Origin of the sequence: Cellulosimicrobium cellulans (assembly GCF_006539945.1) — a bacterium.
Lineage (GTDB): Bacteria > Actinomycetota > Actinomycetes > Actinomycetales > Cellulomonadaceae > Cellulosimicrobium > Cellulosimicrobium cellulans.
Map to the genome: position 1 here is coordinate 120,374 of NZ_BJNZ01000007.1, position 15,453 is coordinate 135,826.

At 74.9% G+C, this 15,453-nt stretch carries 13 protein-coding genes; 7 read left to right on the forward strand and 6 right to left on the reverse strand.

What is annotated here, in order from left to right:
• Window positions 1-46: 46 nt before the first annotated feature.
• Together CCE02nite_RS07670 and CCE02nite_RS07675 are read right to left on the reverse strand one after the other, a co-directional pair.
• On the reverse strand, window positions 47-697 hold the full coding sequence (locus tag CCE02nite_RS07670; RefSeq protein ID WP_255318708.1) for a LytR C-terminal domain-containing protein: 651 nt from the start codon (window positions 695-697) through the stop codon (window positions 47-49).
• Between the two features lie 25 nt (window positions 698-722).
• On the reverse strand, window positions 723-1,019 hold the full coding sequence (locus CCE02nite_RS07675; protein WP_024841670.1) for a type II toxin-antitoxin system VapB family antitoxin: 297 nt from the start codon (window positions 1,017-1,019) through the stop codon (window positions 723-725).
• Window positions 1,020-1,426: 407 nt separating this feature from the next.
• Here CCE02nite_RS07675 and CCE02nite_RS07680 point away from each other — a divergent pair, with 407 nt between their 5' ends.
• The 6 genes from CCE02nite_RS07680 to CCE02nite_RS07705 are packed head-to-tail and all read left to right on the forward strand — an operon-like array spanning window position 1,427 to window position 9,453.
• Entirely contained in the window at window positions 1,427-1,516 is a 90-nt protein-coding gene (locus CCE02nite_RS07680; RefSeq protein ID WP_141389068.1) for a potassium-transporting ATPase subunit F, read from the forward strand.
• A 5-nt stretch (window positions 1,517-1,521) separates the two neighbouring features.
• Window positions 1,522-3,204, forward strand: coding sequence for a potassium-transporting ATPase subunit KdpA (kdpA, locus tag CCE02nite_RS07685; protein WP_141389149.1), 1,683 nt, complete (start codon window positions 1,522-1,524; stop codon window positions 3,202-3,204).
• Window positions 3,201-5,402, forward strand: coding sequence for a potassium-transporting ATPase subunit KdpB (gene kdpB, locus CCE02nite_RS07690; RefSeq protein WP_141389069.1), 2,202 nt, complete (start codon window positions 3,201-3,203; stop codon window positions 5,400-5,402). Before kdpA ends, kdpB begins: the two co-directional genes overlap by 4 nt.
• 23 nt (window positions 5,403-5,425) lie before the next feature.
• The gene (gene kdpC / locus CCE02nite_RS07695; protein ID WP_141389070.1) at window positions 5,426-6,133 is read left to right on the forward strand and encodes a potassium-transporting ATPase subunit KdpC; all 708 of its coding nucleotides are present in this window, start codon (window positions 5,426-5,428) and stop codon (window positions 6,131-6,133) included.
• A 24-nt stretch (window positions 6,134-6,157) separates the two neighbouring features.
• Window positions 6,158-8,758 (forward strand): DUF4118 domain-containing protein, encoded by a 2,601-nt coding sequence (locus CCE02nite_RS07700; protein ID WP_141389071.1) that lies wholly within the window; start codon window positions 6,158-6,160, stop codon window positions 8,756-8,758.
• A gap of 8 nt (window positions 8,759-8,766) precedes the next feature.
• Window positions 8,767-9,453, forward strand: a complete 687-nt coding sequence (locus CCE02nite_RS07705; RefSeq protein ID WP_170227257.1) for a response regulator — start codon at window positions 8,767-8,769, stop codon at window positions 9,451-9,453.
• Here the strand turns inward: CCE02nite_RS07705 and CCE02nite_RS07710 are convergent.
• The 4 genes from CCE02nite_RS07710 to CCE02nite_RS07725 all read right to left on the reverse strand — a co-directional run bounded on the left by CCE02nite_RS07710 (window position 9,435) and on the right by CCE02nite_RS07725 (window position 13,645).
• Window positions 9,435-10,277 carry a TetR/AcrR family transcriptional regulator gene (locus CCE02nite_RS07710; RefSeq protein ID WP_141389073.1) on the reverse strand — a complete coding sequence of 281 codons (843 nt, stop codon included), beginning with the start codon at window positions 10,275-10,277 and terminating at the stop codon, window positions 9,435-9,437. The two genes, CCE02nite_RS07705 and CCE02nite_RS07710, sit on opposite strands and share 19 nt — an antisense overlap.
• A 64-nt stretch (window positions 10,278-10,341) precedes the next feature.
• Complete coding sequence (locus CCE02nite_RS07715) at window positions 10,342-12,021, reverse strand: ABC transporter permease (protein WP_218027057.1); 1,680 nt, start codon at window positions 12,019-12,021, stop codon at window positions 10,342-10,344.
• Complete coding sequence (locus tag CCE02nite_RS07720; RefSeq protein WP_141389074.1) at window positions 12,018-12,953, reverse strand: ABC transporter ATP-binding protein; 936 nt, start codon at window positions 12,951-12,953, stop codon at window positions 12,018-12,020. Before CCE02nite_RS07720 ends, CCE02nite_RS07715 begins: the two co-directional genes overlap by 4 nt.
• Window positions 12,950-13,645: a TetR/AcrR family transcriptional regulator gene (locus CCE02nite_RS07725; protein ID WP_141389075.1), complete on the reverse strand. Its 696-nt coding sequence runs from the start codon at window positions 13,643-13,645 to the stop codon at window positions 12,950-12,952. Before CCE02nite_RS07725 ends, CCE02nite_RS07720 begins: the two co-directional genes overlap by 4 nt.
• A gap of 167 nt (window positions 13,646-13,812) precedes the next feature.
• On the opposite strand from CCE02nite_RS07725, the gene CCE02nite_RS07730 reads away from it, so the two are divergent.
• Window positions 13,813-15,420, forward strand: a complete 1,608-nt coding sequence (locus tag CCE02nite_RS07730) for a glycoside hydrolase family 6 protein (RefSeq protein WP_170227251.1) — start codon at window positions 13,813-13,815, stop codon at window positions 15,418-15,420.
• The last annotated feature ends 33 nt before the right edge of the window (window positions 15,421-15,453 follow it).

Here is a 15,453-nt window from a genome sequence, read left to right on the forward strand (position 1 = left end):
GTTCGGCGGTCGTGAGGCTCGGCGGGGCGCCGGGCGAGGGTCGTGCTCAGCCCTCCGCGGGCGGCACGGGCAGCGGCTGGGGGGTGATCTCCTCGATCGCGACGCACCCGGCGCGGCTCTCGAGCGGGACGTCGCTGGACAGGCCGACGAGCTCGGGGTCCACGACGTCCTCGAAGTCGGTGCCCACGTAGAGGTCGACGGTCGGGGCCTCGCGCGTGTCGAGCACGAGGCCCGGGTTGTCGTAGTGCGCCGCGAGCGTGTACGCCTGCGCGAGCCCCGTGACCCCGAAGTGGATCTGCGTCTGCGCCACGACGTCCGACTTCCCGTCGCCGTCCAGGTCCGGCGCGTTGCCGGTGGTGAGCACCGTGAAGCCCCGGGACGTGAGCAGGTCCTGGTTCAGCCGCCCGAGGGGGGCGTCCTTGCCGGACGCGTTGTAGACGTTGACCTGGACGTCGGCCGCCGCCACCGGGAGCGTGCCCTCGGGGAGGCAGGGGACCTGGACGCCCGCGAGGTCGTCGACGGCCTCCGGGGACGACAACGGCCGGTCGAACGGCGCGTCGATCGCGCCCGTGTAGACGGCCAGCGCGCCGAGCCCGACGACGGCGAGCGCGGCGATGAGGAGCCCGAACACGACCGCCTGGCGCTCGTGCATGCGTCGGCGACGCTCGGCGCGTGCGGTGTCGGGGCGGGTGGTCACGCCAGAAACCTACCGGACCCCGCGCTCATCGCACGGTCAGGACGCGGGCGTGCAGGATCGCGCGCTGCTGGAGCGCGGCGCGCACCGCGCGGTGCAGTCCGTCCTCGAGGTAGAGGACCCCCTCGTACTCGACGACGTGCGCGAAGAGGTCGCCGAAGAACGTGGAGTCCTCGGCGAGGAGCGCGTCGAGGTCGAGCGTGCGCTTGGTCGTGACGAGCTCGTCGAGGCGCACCTGACGCGGGGGCACCTCGGCCCAGTCCCGCGCGGTCACCCGGCCGTGGTCCGGGTAGGGGCGCCCGTCGCCGACGGCCTTGAAGATCATGCGGCACATCCTAGATGCCGGACCCCGCCTCTCGCCCGGGTCGGCGCGGTGCCGGTCACGCAGTCGTCACGATCTCCCCACGAGGAGCACCCGGGTCCTCCGCGTCAGCGGGGGTGCTACCCCGTGCCGGCCGGGCACGGCCGGTCGGGGGTGCGCCCCGTCAAGGTTCCGGCAGAGGGCGTCAAGGTTCCGTCAGAGCCCCGTCCGGGGACCTTCGGCCGGGCGTAGAACGGCAGTGCGCCCGGGTTCCGGGCGCCGGCACCACGCCCGCTGCGGGCGCTCGCCGACCCTCGTCGAGAAGGCGTTCTCACCATGGCCGACCTGGCCTTCCTCCTCCTCACCGTCGCGTTCTTCGCGGCGGTCGCGCTCGTCGCGCGTCGTCACGGCTCCTCGGGAGGCACCCGGTGATGGTCCTCGACTGGATCGCGCTCGGCGCCGTCGTCGCCGTGCTGGGCTACCTCTTCGTCGCGCTGCTCCGCAGCGACCGGGCCCGGTGAGCGCCGTGCCGACGACGGTCGACGCCGCGGTCGTGTGGGCGGCCGTCGGGCAGGTCGCCCTCCTCGTCGCGGCGCTCGCGGCGGTGCACGCGCCGCTCGGCGCGTACATGGCGCGCGTGTACACCTCGCCGCGTCACCTGCGCGTCGAGCGCGCAGGCTACCGGCTGGCGCGCGTGGACCCCGACGCGGAGCAGCGGTGGAGCACCTACCTCTTCTCACTGCTGGGCTTCTCGCTCGCCTCGGTCCTGCTGCTCTACGCCCTGGGCCGCCTCCAGGACCACCTGCCGATGAACCTCGGGTTCACGGGGCTGGACCCGGCGGGCGCCTGGAACACGGCGGTCTCGTTCGTGACGAACACGAACTGGCAGTGGTACTCGGGTGAGGCGGCCGCGGGCCACCTTCTCCAGATGGCCGGGCTGGCGGTGCAGAACTTCGTCTCGGCCGCCGTCGGGATGTCGGTCGCGATCGCGCTCGTGCGCGGGTTCGCCCGATCGGGGACCGACGCGCGGATCGGCAACTTCTGGACGGACCTCACCCGGTCCGTGGTCCGGATCCTGCTGCCGGTCGCGTTCGTCGCGGCGGTCGTGCTCGTGGCGAACGGCGTGATCCAGAACCTGAGCCCGCACACCGCGGTCGAGACGCTCGCGGGCGGCACGCAGCACGTCCTCGGCGGCCCGGTCGCCTCCCAGGAGGCCATCAAGGAGCTCGGCACCAACGGCGGCGGGTTCTTCAACGCGAACTCGGCGCACCCCCTGGAGAACCCGAACCCGTTCACCAACATCTTCGAGATCTTCCTCATCCTGCTGATCCCGTTCACCCTCCCGCGCACGTTCGGCCTCATGGTCGGCGACCGCCGCCAGGGCTGGGCCGTCCTCGGCGCGATGGCCGGGTTGTTCGCCGTCGCGCTCGCCCTGACCACCTGGGCGGAGCTCGCCGGGCCGGGTGCCGCGCCCCAGGCCGCGGGCGCCGCGCTGGAGGGCAAGGAGACCCGGTTCGGCCTCGCCGCGAGCGCCCTGTTCGCGACCGCGACGACCGGCACCTCGACCGGTGCGGTCAACGCGATGCACGACTCGCTCACCGCGCCCGGCGGGGGAGTCGTGCTCTTCACCATGCTCCTCGGCGAGATCGCGCCGGGCGGCGTGGGTGCGGGGCTGTACGGGATGCTCGTGCTCGCGGTCGTCGCGGTGTTCGTCGCGGGCCTCATGGTGGGCCGCACGCCTGAGTACCTGGGCAAGAAGATCGGGCGCCAGGAGATCACGCTCGTCGCGCTGTACGTCCTGACGACCCCGGCGGTCGTGCTCGTCGGCACGGCGCTGTCCGTGGTCCTGCCCGACGGCCTCGCCGGCCAGCAGGAGGGCGGCCCGCACGGGCTGACCGAGGTGCTGTACGCGTTCGCGTCGGCCGGGAACAACAACGGTTCCGCGTTCGCGGGGCTGTCGGCCGGGACGCCGTACTACAACACGCTGCTCGGTCTCGCGATGCTCGTCGGCCGCTTCGTCCCCATCGCGCTGGTCCTCGCCCTGGCGGGGCGCCTCGCCTCCCAGCGGTCCGTCCCGCCGTCCGCCGGCACCCTGCCGACCCACCAGCCGCTGTTCGTCGGCCTGCTCGGCACGGTCGCGCTCGTCGTCGTCGGCCTCACCTTCGTCCCCGTCCTGTCCCTCGGTCCTGTCGTGGAGTCCCTGTCATGAGCACGCCGCTCGCTTCCGTCCCCCAGCTGCCCGGCACCCCGGCGTCCCCCGCGGGTGCGCACGACGGCGGATCGCACCACGACGACCACCCCGGCGGCGGGCGTCGTGCCCCGCGGGCGTTGTCTCTCGCGCAGGTGGGCACGGCGCTGCCGGCCGCGCTGCGCAAGCTCGACCCGCGCGTGCTGTTCCGGTCGCCGGTGCTGTTCGTCGTGGAGCTCGGCGCGGCCGCGACGACGGTGCTCGCCGCCCTGGAGCCGGACCTGTTCTCGATCCTCGTCGCGGTGTGGCTGTGGGCGACGGTCCTGTTCGCGACGCTCGCCGAGTCGGTCGCGGAGTCGCGGGGCAAGGCGCAGGCGTCGAGCCTGCGCGCGACGCAGCGCAGCACGACGGCGCGCCGCGTGGACGCGCCGTCCGACACCCTGGCCGCCGGGTCGCGCCTGCACCTGCTGCCGACGGTCGACGTGCCCTCGTCGAGCCTGCGGGTGGGCGACGTCGTCGTGGTCGTCGCGGGGGAGACCATCCCGGGCGACGGTGACGTGATCGAGGGCGTCGCGTCGGTCGACGAGTCGGCGATCACGGGCGAGTCCGCCCCGGTCATCCGCGAGTCGGGCGGCGACCGCTCGGCGGTGACGGGCGGGACGGTCGTCCTGTCCGACCGCATCGTCGTGCGGGTCACCGCCCCGGCCGGCCAGACGTTCGTCGACCGGATGATCGCGCTCGTCGAGGGCAGCGAGCGCCAGCGCACGCCCAACGAGATCGCGCTCAACGTGCTGCTCACGTCGCTGACGATCGTGTTCGTCCTCGCCGTCGCGACGCTCCAGCCGTTCGCCGTGTACTCGGGGGCGCGGCAGTCGCTCGTGGTGCTCGTCGCGCTCCTCGTGTGCCTCATCCCGACGACGATCGGCGCGCTGCTGTCGGCGATCGGCATCGCGGGCATGGACCGCCTGGTCCGGCGCAACGTGCTCGCGATGTCGGGCCGCGCGGTCGAGGCGGCGGGCGACGTGGACGTGCTGCTGCTCGACAAGACCGGGACCATCACGCACGGCAACCGGTTCGCGACCGAGGTGCTGCCGGTGGGCCACGTGAGCGCGGCCGAGCTCGCCGACGCGGCGCGCCTGGCCTCGCTGTCCGACGAGACGCCGGAGGGGCGGAGCATCGTCGACCTCGTGACGTCGCTGGACGGGCGCCTCGCGAGCGACCTGGCGCGCGAGACCGTGGGCGCGGAGTTCATCCCCTTCACGGCCCAGACGCGGATGTCCGGCGTGGACCTGCCGGTGCCCGACGGCGGGGTGCGGCGCGTGCGCAAGGGCGCGGGCTCCGCGGTGCAGCGCTGGGTGCACTCCACGGGCGGGAGCGTGACGGGGCCGCAGACGGACGAGCTCGCGGCCCACGTGGAGACGGTCAGCGGGCAGGGCGGCACGCCGCTGGTGGTCGCCGAGCAGGTGGGCGACGGCCCGGCGCGCGTGCTCGGCGTCGTCCGGCTCAAGGACGTCGTCAAGGACGGGCTGCGCGAGCGGTTCGACCAGCTCCGGGCGATGGGCATCCGGAGCGTCATGGTCACGGGCGACAACGCGATCACCGCGCGGGCCATCGGGGCCGAGGCGGGCGTGGACGACGTGCTCGCCGAGGCCACCCCCGAGGACAAGCTCGCGCTCATCCGGCGCGAGCAGGAGGGCGGGCGCCTCGTCGCGATGGCAGGCGACGGGACCAACGACGCGCCCGCGCTCGCGCAGTCCGACGTCGGCGTCGCGATGAACACGGGCACGACCGCCGCGAAGGAGGCGGGGAACATGGTCGACCTCGACTCGAACCCCACGAAGCTCCTGGAGATCGTCGAGATCGGCAAGCAGCTCCTCATCACGCGCGGCGCGCTGACCACGTTCTCCGTCGCGAACGACGTCGCCAAGTACTTCGCGATCCTGCCTGCGATGTTCCTCGGCGCGTTCCCCGCGCTCGAGGTGCTCAACGTCATGCGCCTGTCCAGCCCGCAGTCCGCGATCCTCTCCGCGGTGATCTTCAACGCGCTGATCATCGTGGCCCTCGTCCCGTTGGCGCTGCGCGGGGTGCGGTACCGCCCGGCGTCCGCGTCGGCCCTGCTCCGGCGCAACCTGCTGGTCTACGGGCTCGGCGGCCTCGTGGCGCCGTTCGTCGGGATCAAGCTCGTCGACCTCCTCGTCTCCCTCCTCCCGGGCTTCTGAGCCTGGTGCCGAAAGGAACTCCCGTGCCCAGCTCCTCGCAGGTCCCGTCCGGCTCCCGTCCGTCGACCGCCGGCGGCGCCGTCTCCTTCGTCCGCCAGTCGTGGGCAGGGCTGCGCGTCCTGCTCCTGATGACCGTCCTGCTCGGCGGGCTCTACCCCTTGGCCGTGACGGGGGTCGGTCAGGCCGCCTTCGGCTGGCAGGCGAACGGCTCGCTCGTCCGCGCGGACGGCACCCGGGCTTCGTCGCCCGACGACGCGGGGGCCGACGGTGCCCCGGTCGTCGGGTCGGCCCTCGTCGGACAGGCGTTCGGCGAGCCGGGGACGGCGCCCGAGTGGTTCCACGGCCGCCCGTCCGCGGCCGGCGACGGCTACGACACGCTCGCGTCCGGGGGGTCGAACCTCGGTCCGAACAACCCCGAGCTCGTCGCCGCGATCGAGGCGCGCCGGGCGGCCGTCGCCGCGGAGGACGGCGTCGACCCGGCGACCGTCCCGCCGGACGCAGTGACGGCGTCGGCCTCGGGCCTCGACCCGCACGTCTCGCCCGCGTACGCCGACCAGCAGGTCGAGCGTGTCGCCGCGGCGCGCGGGCTCGACCCCGCGGAGGTGCGCGCGCTGGTCGACGACGCCGCGGCCGGGCGCGTGGCCGGCGTGCTGGGCGACCCGCGCGTGAACGTGCTCGCGCTCAACCTCGGGCTCGAGAACCTCGCGCCCGCCGGCTCGGACGCGCCCTGACGTGCGGCGTGATGGACTGCGCACATGAGTGCCGACACGCCTGACGGGCGGCGCCGGGGGAGGCTGACGGTCTACCTCGGCGCCGCGCCGGGCGTCGGCAAGACGTTCGCGATGCTCGACGAGGCGCTGCGCCGCCGGTCCCGCGGGACGGACGTCGTGGTGGGCCTCGTCGAGTCGCACGGGCGCCCGGCCACGGCGGCGAAGATCGGCGACCTCGAGGTCGTGCCGCGCCGCGCCGTCGGGCACCGGGGCGTCGAGCTCACCGAGCTCGACGTCGACGCCGTCGTCGCGCGCGACCCCGACGTCGCGCTCGTCGACGAGCTGGCGCACACGAACGCGCCCGGCTCGCGCCACGCCAAGCGGTGGCAGGACGTGCACGACCTGCTGGCGGCCGGGATCGACGTGGTGACCACGGTGAACGTGCAGCACCTGGAGTCGCTCACCGAGGACGTCGAGGCGATCACGGGCGTCCGCCAGCGCGAGACCGTCCCCGACCACGTGGTGCGCGAAGCCGACCAGATCCAGCTCGTCGACCTCTCGCCCCAGGCGCTACGACGACGGCTCGCCCACGGCAACGTCTACCGCGCCGAGCAGATCGACGCGTCCCTCTCCGCCTACTTCCGCGAGGGCAACCTCACGGCGCTCCGCGAGCTCGCGCTCCTGTGGCTCGCCGACCGGGTCGACGACGCCCTCACGCGCTACCGCGCCGACCACGCGATCTCCGGGACGTGGCCTGCCCGCGAGCGCGTCGTCGTCGCGGTGACGGGCGGGCCCGAGAGCGCGACGCTGCTGCGTCGCGGCGCCCGCATCGCCGAGCGGGCCGCGGGGTCGGAGCTGCTCGCGGTGCACGTCCTCGCGACCGACGGCCTGCCCACCGCCTCGCCCGCGGCGATCGCGGCCGACCGCGCGCTCGTCGAGTCGCTCGGCGGCACCTTCCACACCGTCGTCGGGGAGGACGTCGCGTCAGCCGTCGTCGACTTCGCGCACGGCGCCAACGCGACGATGGTGGTCGTCGGCGTCTCGCGGCGCTCGCGGTGGCGCGAGGCGTTCCTCGGCTCGACGAGCGCAGAGATCGCCCGGCTCTCGGGCTCGCTCGACGTGCATCTCGTCACCCACGAGCGCGCGCGGTCGGGGCGGGTCGCGCGGCGCGGCTGGAGCCCGTTGTCCGCCCGGCGGCGCGTCGCGGGGTTCGTGCTCGCCGTCGCCGGCCCGGCGGGTCTCACCGCCCTGCTCGACGCCGGCCGGGAGGCCGTCGGGCTGTCGACGCAGGTCATGCTCTTCCTCGCGCTGTCGGTCGGCGTCGCGCTCGTCGGGGGGATGTGGCCCGCGCTGGCCTGCGCCGTCGTGTCCTTCCTGTGCCTCAACTGGTTCTTCACGCCGCCCACCGGCCTGCTCACCGTCGCCGACCCGGAGAACCTGCTCGCGCTGCTCGTGTTCGTGCTCGTCGCGGCCGCCGTCGCGTCGGTCGTCGACCTCTCCGCGCGGCGCACCGTGCAGGCCTACCGTGCGCGGGCCGAGGCGTCGACGCTCGCCGCCCTCTCCCGGTCCGTGCTGTCCGGGGAGGACACGGCCGAGGCCGTCGTCGCGCGCCTCGCCCAGACCTTCCAGCTCCGCCGCGTCGCGCTCGAGGAGCGGGCGCGCACGGACGGGCGGGCACAGGCGTGGACGACCATCGCGGTCTCGGACCGCGCCGCCGACACGGTGGCCCCGACACGTGCCCGACCTCGCCGCGCGCCGGGGGGCGGTGACGAGACCCGGACCGTGGTGAGCGTCGGCGACGACCTCCGGCTCGTGCTCGACGGCCGCCCCCTGCCCGCGGGCGACCGTCAGGTGCTCGAGGCGTTCGGGGCCCAGGCAGGCATCGTGCTGGAGTACCGCCGGCTGCGCGAGGAGGCGGCCCGCGCCGCGGTCCTGGCCGAGGCGGACGCCACCCGCACGGCCCTGCTCGCCGCGGTCTCGCACGACCTGCGCACGCCGCTCGCGGCGATCCGCGCCGCCGTCGACGGGCTGCGCTCGCCGGAGGCCGTCCTGGAGCCGCAGGACCGGACCGCGCTCGTCGAGACCGCGGCCTCCGAGACCGAGCGGCTCGAGCAGCTCATCGACAACCTGCTCGACCTCTCGCGTCTCCAGACGGGGTCCGTCGCCCCGGTCCTGCGGGACGTGTCGCTCGAGGAGATCGTGCCGGTCGCCGTCGAGCCGCACGGCCCGCGCGTCGCGCTCGACGTGCCCGAGGACCTGCCCCTCGTGCGCACGGACCCCGGCCTCCTCGAGCGCGTCGTCGCGAACGTCGTCGCGAACGCCGTGCGGTTCGCGCCCCCGGACGAGCCCGTCCGCGTCCGGGCCTCCGCCTCGGGCGGGATCGTCGAGGTGCGGGTCGTCGACCTCGGGCCGGGGGTGCCCGACGACGCCAAGGAGCGGATGTTCGAGTCCTTCCAGCGGCTGGGCGACGCCGGCGGGCACGGCGTCGGGCTCGGGCTCGCCGTCGCGCGCGGCTTCTCCCGCGCCGTCGGCGCGACCCTCGTCCCCGAGGACACGCCGGGCGGAGGCCTCACCATGGTCCTGACCGTCCCCGTCGCGCCGCCGCGCGAGCCGGGGGCACGCACCGAGCAGGAGGAGCGCGCGTGAGCGACGATATGGCGACCCACCACGTGCTCGTCGTCGACGACGATCCCGGCCTGCTGCGCGCGATCGCCATCACGCTGCGCACCCACGGCTGGAAGGTCAGCACCGCCACGTCGGGCGGGGCCGGCATCGACCTCGTCGCGACCGGCACCCCGGACGTCATCCTGCTCGACCTCGGCCTGCCCGACCTCAGCGGGTTCGACGTCATCCGGGCCGTGCGCGGGTGGAGCACCGTGCCGATCGTCGTGCTCTCCGCCCGTCACCTCGGCGACGACAAGGTGGACGCGCTCGACGCCGGCGCCGACGACTACGTCACCAAGCCCTTCGCGATGCCCGAGCTCATGGCGCGGCTGCGCGCGGCCGTGCGACGGTCGGCGGGCACCGCCCGGGACGGGTCCGCCGTCGTCGAGGCGGGCGACCTGCACATCGACCTCGCCCGCCGCCGCCTCCTGCGCCGCGGCGTCGAGGTGCGGCTCAGCCCCACCGAGTGGGCCCTCCTCGAGATCCTCGTCGCGCAGCGCGGCCGCGTCGTCGAGCGCGAGCACCTGCTGCGCGAGGTGTGGGGGCCGACCGCCACGCGCGACACCCACTACCTCCGGGTCTACCTCGCGCAGCTCCGCCGCAAGCTCGAGGACGACCCCGCGGCGCCGCGCCACCTCATCACGAGCCCCGGCATCGGCTACCGGTTCGAGGAGTGACCTGTCGCATCGTCCACGAGGCGCGCAAGCTCGCGCACGACGGCGCCCGGCAGCGCGGGCGGGAACAGCAGCGCGCGCTGGAGCTCGCCCGCGCGCCAGCCGTCGCACGCGAGCGCGGCGAGCACGAGCGACGACGGCGCGCCCTCCTCGCGCCACGCGCGCAGCACGAGCGCGTGCACCGCGTGCTGCCCCTCGGGGACGTCGTCGCGCGCGACGCCGCCCAGCGCGTACAGGCGCAGGAGCGCCGCGGCCTTGCGCGAGTCGTCGAGCGCCGCGACCGACGCCGCGACCGCCGCGCGCGACGGGTCGAGGCGCAGCGGCGACAGGTCGTCGAACCCGGACTGGAGGACCTCGAGCGCGACGTCGTCGACGAGCGTCTCCGCGTCGCCGAACATCGAGCGCAGCGTCGACTCGCTGCGCTCGCAGCGGCGGGCGACCGCGGCGAGCGTGACGTTCTCGACCCCCTCCTCGAGCGCGACCCGCAGGACGGCGTCCACGAGCGGGCGCTCGTCGTCGCGGAACGGGTCCTCGTCGAGGTCCACGTCGCGGAAGACGACGGCGCTCGCGGGCGACCGCACGTCGGCGTACCGGGAGAGGTCACCGATCAGGTCGTCCCACTCGGCCTCGGTGAGGTCGTACGCGTCCTGGTAGAGACCGAGCCACGTCCCCTCGAGCGCGAGCGCCGCGACCCACGTGCGCGGGTCGGGGACGCCCGGGGCGCCGTCCGGCCCCCGGCTCGGCTCCTGCGTGGGGATCGCGGCGACCCACTCGTGCAGGGTGGCCCTGGCCGAGCGCGTCGCGTCGCTCCGGTCGGGCGTGGACATGACCGTCACCTCCGTGGTCGGGCACAGTGGATCGAGCCTAGCCGGAGGCCGCGACGGTCTCGCGTCAGGGACGCGGGACGTCGCGGCGGCGGAAGCCCGCCAGACCCAGCGCGACGAGCGCGACGGCGAGGAGCGTGAGCCAGACGAACGGCCACGGCTCGACGTCGGCCCCCGGGAGCTGGGGGACGTGCCAGAACGGCGACACGCCGCTGGCCCCGGACGGGAGGTCGAGCAGGGCGCCGAACATCGTCACGACGAACGAGTAGGCGAGGAGCGCCCAGGCGAGCGCCGCGAGGCCCGGCCGCCAGCCGAACGCGGCGACGGCGACGCCTGTGACGACCGCGATCGCCGGGAGGTAGGCGAACGACGCGGCGAGGTAGCCCCCGAACCCGAAGGTGTCCTCCCCGACGCTCAGCGCGCCGAGCCACAGCCCGACCGCGCTCACGGCGAGCAGCACCGACGTCCCGAGCAGTGTCACGACGAGCTGGGCCCCGAGCCAGCGCACGCGCCCGACCCCGGTCGCGAGCACGGGCTCGAGCCGACCCGCCGTCTCCTCGCCGCGGGCGCGCTGCGCCGACGCGACCGCGAAGCCGCCCGCGCCGAGCCCGAGGAAGAGGGCCATGACCGCGACGAACCCGCCCACGAGGTCGGAGGCGTCGCCGAGCATCTGCGCGATCTCGGGGTTGTCCGCGACCATGTCGCCCACCGACTCGACGAACGTCCCGCACGCGAGCGCGGTGACGCCGACTCCGACGCCCCACGCGAGCACGGACGCGCGCTGCTGGCGCCACGCGAGGGCGAGCGGGCTCGCGAGCCACCCGGCGGCGTCGGGCCGGCCCGCGCGCGGCGGCACGAGGCCCGCGCCGAGGTCGCGACGTGCGGCGAGCGCCGCGCCCAGCGCGAGGAGCAGCACGACGAGCGCGACCGACAGGCCGAGGGGCCACCAGCGCAGGTCGACGAAGGCCCGGATCTGCTGCGCCCAGCCGATGGGGGAGAGCCACGAGACCCAGCTCCCGTGCTCCTCCTGGACGTCGCCGACGGCGCGCAGCAGGAACGCGACGCCGAGCACGGCGAGCGCGAGGCCGCTCGCGGCGCGCGCGTGCTCGGTGACCTGGCTCGTCACGACCGCGACGGCGGCGAACACGAGGCCCGTGACGCCCACCGCGGCGCCGAGCGCGAACGCGTCGACGGCGTCGAGGCCGGTCGCGACGAGGACGGCTCCGGTCGCGAGCGCTATGGCCGCGTTCGCGACGAGCGCCGCGACGAACGCCGCCGTCGCGGGGGCGTGGCGCCCGACGACGCCGGCTCGCACGAGCTCGGCCCGGCCCGTCTCCTCCTCGGCGCGCGTGTGCCGCACGACGAGCGAGATGCTCATGATCGCGACGGCGACCATGACGGTGAGCGCCATCTCGTTCGCGATCATCGCGCCGAGCGTGTAGTCCTCGATCCCGTACTGGGGCCCGGACAGCATGATGCCCGCGGGGCTGGACACGAGCGCGGCACGCGCCTGGCGGTCGGCCGCGGTGGGGTAGAGCGTGTCGAGCGCGACGGCGGCGTAGCCGAAGAGGAGCGCGATCGACGCCGTCCACACGGGGATGCGGACGCGGTCGCGGCGCAGGACGAAGCGCAGCAGCGTCGTCCAGCCCGTCGCCGCGCGCCCGCGCCGGTGCGGCTCGGGCGCGACGGCGCCGGCGCGCGGCCCGCGCGGTGGCGCCGCCGTGCGGGCGGTCCCGGGGGCGCTCACAGCGCGCCCGCCCCGTCGAGCACGGCGAGCTCGTCGCCGTAGTGGCGCAGGAACAGCTCCTCGAGCGAGGGAGGGTTGACCGCGACGGAGCGCAGGCCCAGGTCGGTGAGCGCGCGCAGGACGGCCTCGACGTGGTCGTTGTCGACGTCGAACCGCGCGCGCGTCCCGTCGCTCCCGGGCTCGACGACGAGGTCGTGCACGCCGTCGAGCGTGTCGAGCGCCGAGGGGTCGCGCTCGGTCACGGCGGTGACGGACGAGCGCGTGAGGTGCCGCAGCTCGGCGAGCGTCCCCGACTGGACCGTGCGGCCCGCCCGGATGATCGTCACGGTGTCGCACAGCTTCTCGACCTCGGCCAGGATGTGGCTCGAGAGCAGGACGGACCGGCCCTCGGCCGTCACCTCGCGCACGCACTGCGTGAACACCGACTCCATGAGGGGGTCGAGGCCCGACGTCGGCTCGTCGAGGACGAGCAGCTCGACGTCGGACGCGAACGCCGCGACGAGCGCCACCTTCTGCCGGTTCCCCTTGGAGTAGGTGCGGGCCTTCTTCGACGGGTCGAGCTCGAAGCGGTCGAGCAGCAGCTTCTTGCGCTGCGGGTCGACGCTCCCACGCAGACGGGTGAGCAGGTCGATCGCCTCGCCGCCGGTGAGGTTGGGCCACAGGTTGACGTCGCCGGGCACGTAGGCGAGACGCCGGTGCAGGTCGACCGCGTCGTGCCAGGGGTCGCCGCCGAGCAGCCGGGCGCTGCCGGAGTCGGGCCGCAGCAGCCCGAGCAGCACGCGGATGGTGGTCGACTTGCCCGCGCCGTTCGGTCCGAGGAACCCGGCGACCTCGCCGGCGCGGACGGTGAGGTCGAGACCGTCGAGCGCCTGCACGTGGCCGAAGGCCTTGCGCAGGTCGTGCACCTCGACGGCGGGGGTCGTGCTCGTCATCGCGTCTCCTCCTGGTGGGTGGTGTGCTGCACGTAGGCGTCGAGCAGCGTGGGCTCGACGAAGAGTCCTTCGGTGAAGACCTCGAGCGCGGGGAGCATCACGCGCTCGACGTACTCGCGGAGGTCCGCCTCGGGGTCGCGCGGCTCGCTCCGCTCGCGCAGCGCGCCGTCGACCAGGAGCGAGCCGAGCGAGAGCGAGACGAGGTAGCGCGCGCGGGCGGCCTCGTCGCGACTGGGGCGGATCACGCCGGCGGCGACGCCGGACTCCATGTACTCGAGCGTGACCTGCGTGAGGTGCTCGACGAACGACCGCGCGAGGTCCCCGCCCGCCTGGAGGCTGCGCAGCGTGTACTCGAACACGGGCGCGTAGTCCTCGATCCCGGCGAGCTGGGTGAACAGCGCCATCGGGCCGGCGGCCGGGTCCTGGGGCGAGATCGCGTCCGTCTTGGCGGCGCGCACGGCGTCGAACACGTGGTCGTCGCACGCGCGGCGCAGCCCGTCCTTGGAGCCGAAGTGGTGCACGACGAGCGCCGCGCTCACCCCGGCGTCGGCGGCGATGGTGCGCAGCGGGGCGCCGAACCCGTCGCGCGCGAAGCGCGAGATCGCGGCGTCGCGGATGCGCGCGCGGGTCGTGAGGTCGTCGGTGGCCGACGGCGCGGGGCGGGCGGTCGCGGAGGGCTTGCCTGAACGCACGTTCAACAGACTAAACACTTGTTCAACGCCTGTCCACCCCCGGGGAGCGCTCTGCCGCGGCGCACCCCTTGACGCCGGTGGCCGGGGCCGGTTGAGTGGAGGTCACGGCGGGATGGGAGCGCTTCCATCCGTCGTCCCGCACCCCGTGTCGATCGAAGGAGATCCGCATGAGACGTCGTGCCGTCCTGTCCGCCGCAGCCGGGCTCGCGCTCGCGACCCCGCTGCTCGTCGTCGGCGGGAGCGCCGGCGCCGCACCCGTCCCCACCTCCGCCGCGCCCCCGGCGACGGCCGCCCCCGCGGCGGACGACGTCGTCGGGCCGGAGACCCGCCTCTACGTGGATCCCTTCTCCACGACCCTCCAGGCCGCCGCCTCGCTCACGGGACAGGCCCGCGCGGACGCCCAGCTCCTCGGGTCGTTCCCGTCGGCCTCGTGGTTCACCGGCGGCACGCCCGACGAGGTGCGCGACGACGTCGCGTCCGTCGTGCAGGCGGCCGCGACGGACGGCGCGGTGCCCACCGTCGTCGTCTACAACCTGCCGTTCCGCGACTGCGCGCAGTACTCCGCAGGCGGCGCCGCGGACACGGCCGCCTACACGGCGTGGGTGGACGCCGTCGCCGCGGGGATCGGCGACGACCCCGCGATCGTGATCCTCGAGCCGGACGGGCTCGGCATCATCCCCTGGTACACCGACATCAACGGGAACCCCGAGTGGTGCCGCCCCGCCGAGCTCGACCCGGAGACCGCCGCGGCGGACCGGTTCGTCCAGCTCAACCACGCCGTCGACGCGCTCACGGCGCTCCCGGCCACGTCCGTGTACCTCGACGGGACGCACAGCGGGTGGCTCGGGGTCGGTGACATCACCGACCGCCTGATCAAGGCGGGCGTCGAGCGTGCGGACGGCGTGTTCGTCAACGCGTCGAACTACGTCGAGACCGAGCGCCTCGTGAAGTACGGCACGTGGATCAGCGACTGCGTCAACCTGTCGGTCAACAGCTGGTGGGAGCCCGCGTGGTGCGCGAGCCAGTACTACCCGGCGAACCCCGACGACTTCTCCACCTGGGGCCTCACCGACGCCGCGTACGAGCAGGCGTACGCCGACACGGGCGTCGTGCGCGACCCGGTGGCGCAGAAGCACGTCGTCATCGACACGAGCCGCAACGGCCAGGGCCCGTGGACCGCTCCGCCCGGCGCGTTCCCCGACCCGGAGGTGTGGTGCAACCCGCCCGACCGCGGCCTCGGCGAGCGGCCGACGACGGACACCGGCGACCCGTTCGTGGACGCCTACCTGTGGATCAAGGTGCCGGGGGAGTCCGACGGCAAGTGCTACCGGGGCACCGGCGGCCCGCTCGACCCCGCCCGCGGTATCGAGGACCCCGCCGCGGGGCAGTGGTTCGTCGAGCAGGCCGCCGAGCTCCTCGCGCTCGCCGTGCCGGCCGTCGAGCGCCCGACCTGCGAGGTCGCGTACACCGTCCACGGGACGTGGCAGGGCAAGAAGGGCAGCGGCTTCATCGCCCAGGTCGAGCTCCGCAACACCGGCACGGCGCCGCTGGACGGGTGGGAGCTGCGCTGGACCCCCGACGGGGACCAGCGGCTCACCGACGTGTGGGGCGCGCGAGCCGGCCGCGACGGTGACGCGGTCACCGCGCACAGCCTGTCGTGGAACGCGACCGTACGGCCAGGCGCGACCGCGACGTTCGGCTTCGTCGCGTCGGGCACGCCGGGTGCCGACCCGCAGCTCGTGACCCTCGGGGGGCGCCCGTGCCACGTCCTCTGATCTCTCGCCAGGGGGCCCGGGCGGCCCCGGTCG

Coding starts and splice junctions, on each gene's coding strand:
- CCE02nite_RS07680 (WP_141389068.1), top strand. CDS start 1,427: ATGGTCCTCGACTGGATCGCGCTCGGCGCCGTCGTCGCCGTGCTGGGC.
- CCE02nite_RS07730 (WP_170227251.1), top strand. CDS start 13,813: ATGAGACGTCGTGCCGTCCTGTCCGCCGCAGCCGGGCTCGCGCTCGCG.
- CCE02nite_RS07675 (WP_024841670.1), bottom strand. CDS start 1,019: ATGATCTTCAAGGCCGTCGGCGACGGGCGCCCCTACCCGGACCACGGC.
- CCE02nite_RS07710 (WP_141389073.1), bottom strand. CDS start 10,277: ATGTCCACGCCCGACCGGAGCGACGCGACGCGCTCGGCCAGGGCCACC.
- CCE02nite_RS07720 (WP_141389074.1), bottom strand. CDS start 12,953: ATGACGAGCACGACCCCCGCCGTCGAGGTGCACGACCTGCGCAAGGCC.
- kdpB (WP_141389069.1), top strand. CDS start 3,201: ATGAGCACGCCGCTCGCTTCCGTCCCCCAGCTGCCCGGCACCCCGGCG.
- CCE02nite_RS07700 (WP_141389071.1), top strand. CDS start 6,158: ATGAGTGCCGACACGCCTGACGGGCGGCGCCGGGGGAGGCTGACGGTC.
- CCE02nite_RS07705 (WP_170227257.1), top strand. CDS start 8,767: ATGGCGACCCACCACGTGCTCGTCGTCGACGACGATCCCGGCCTGCTG.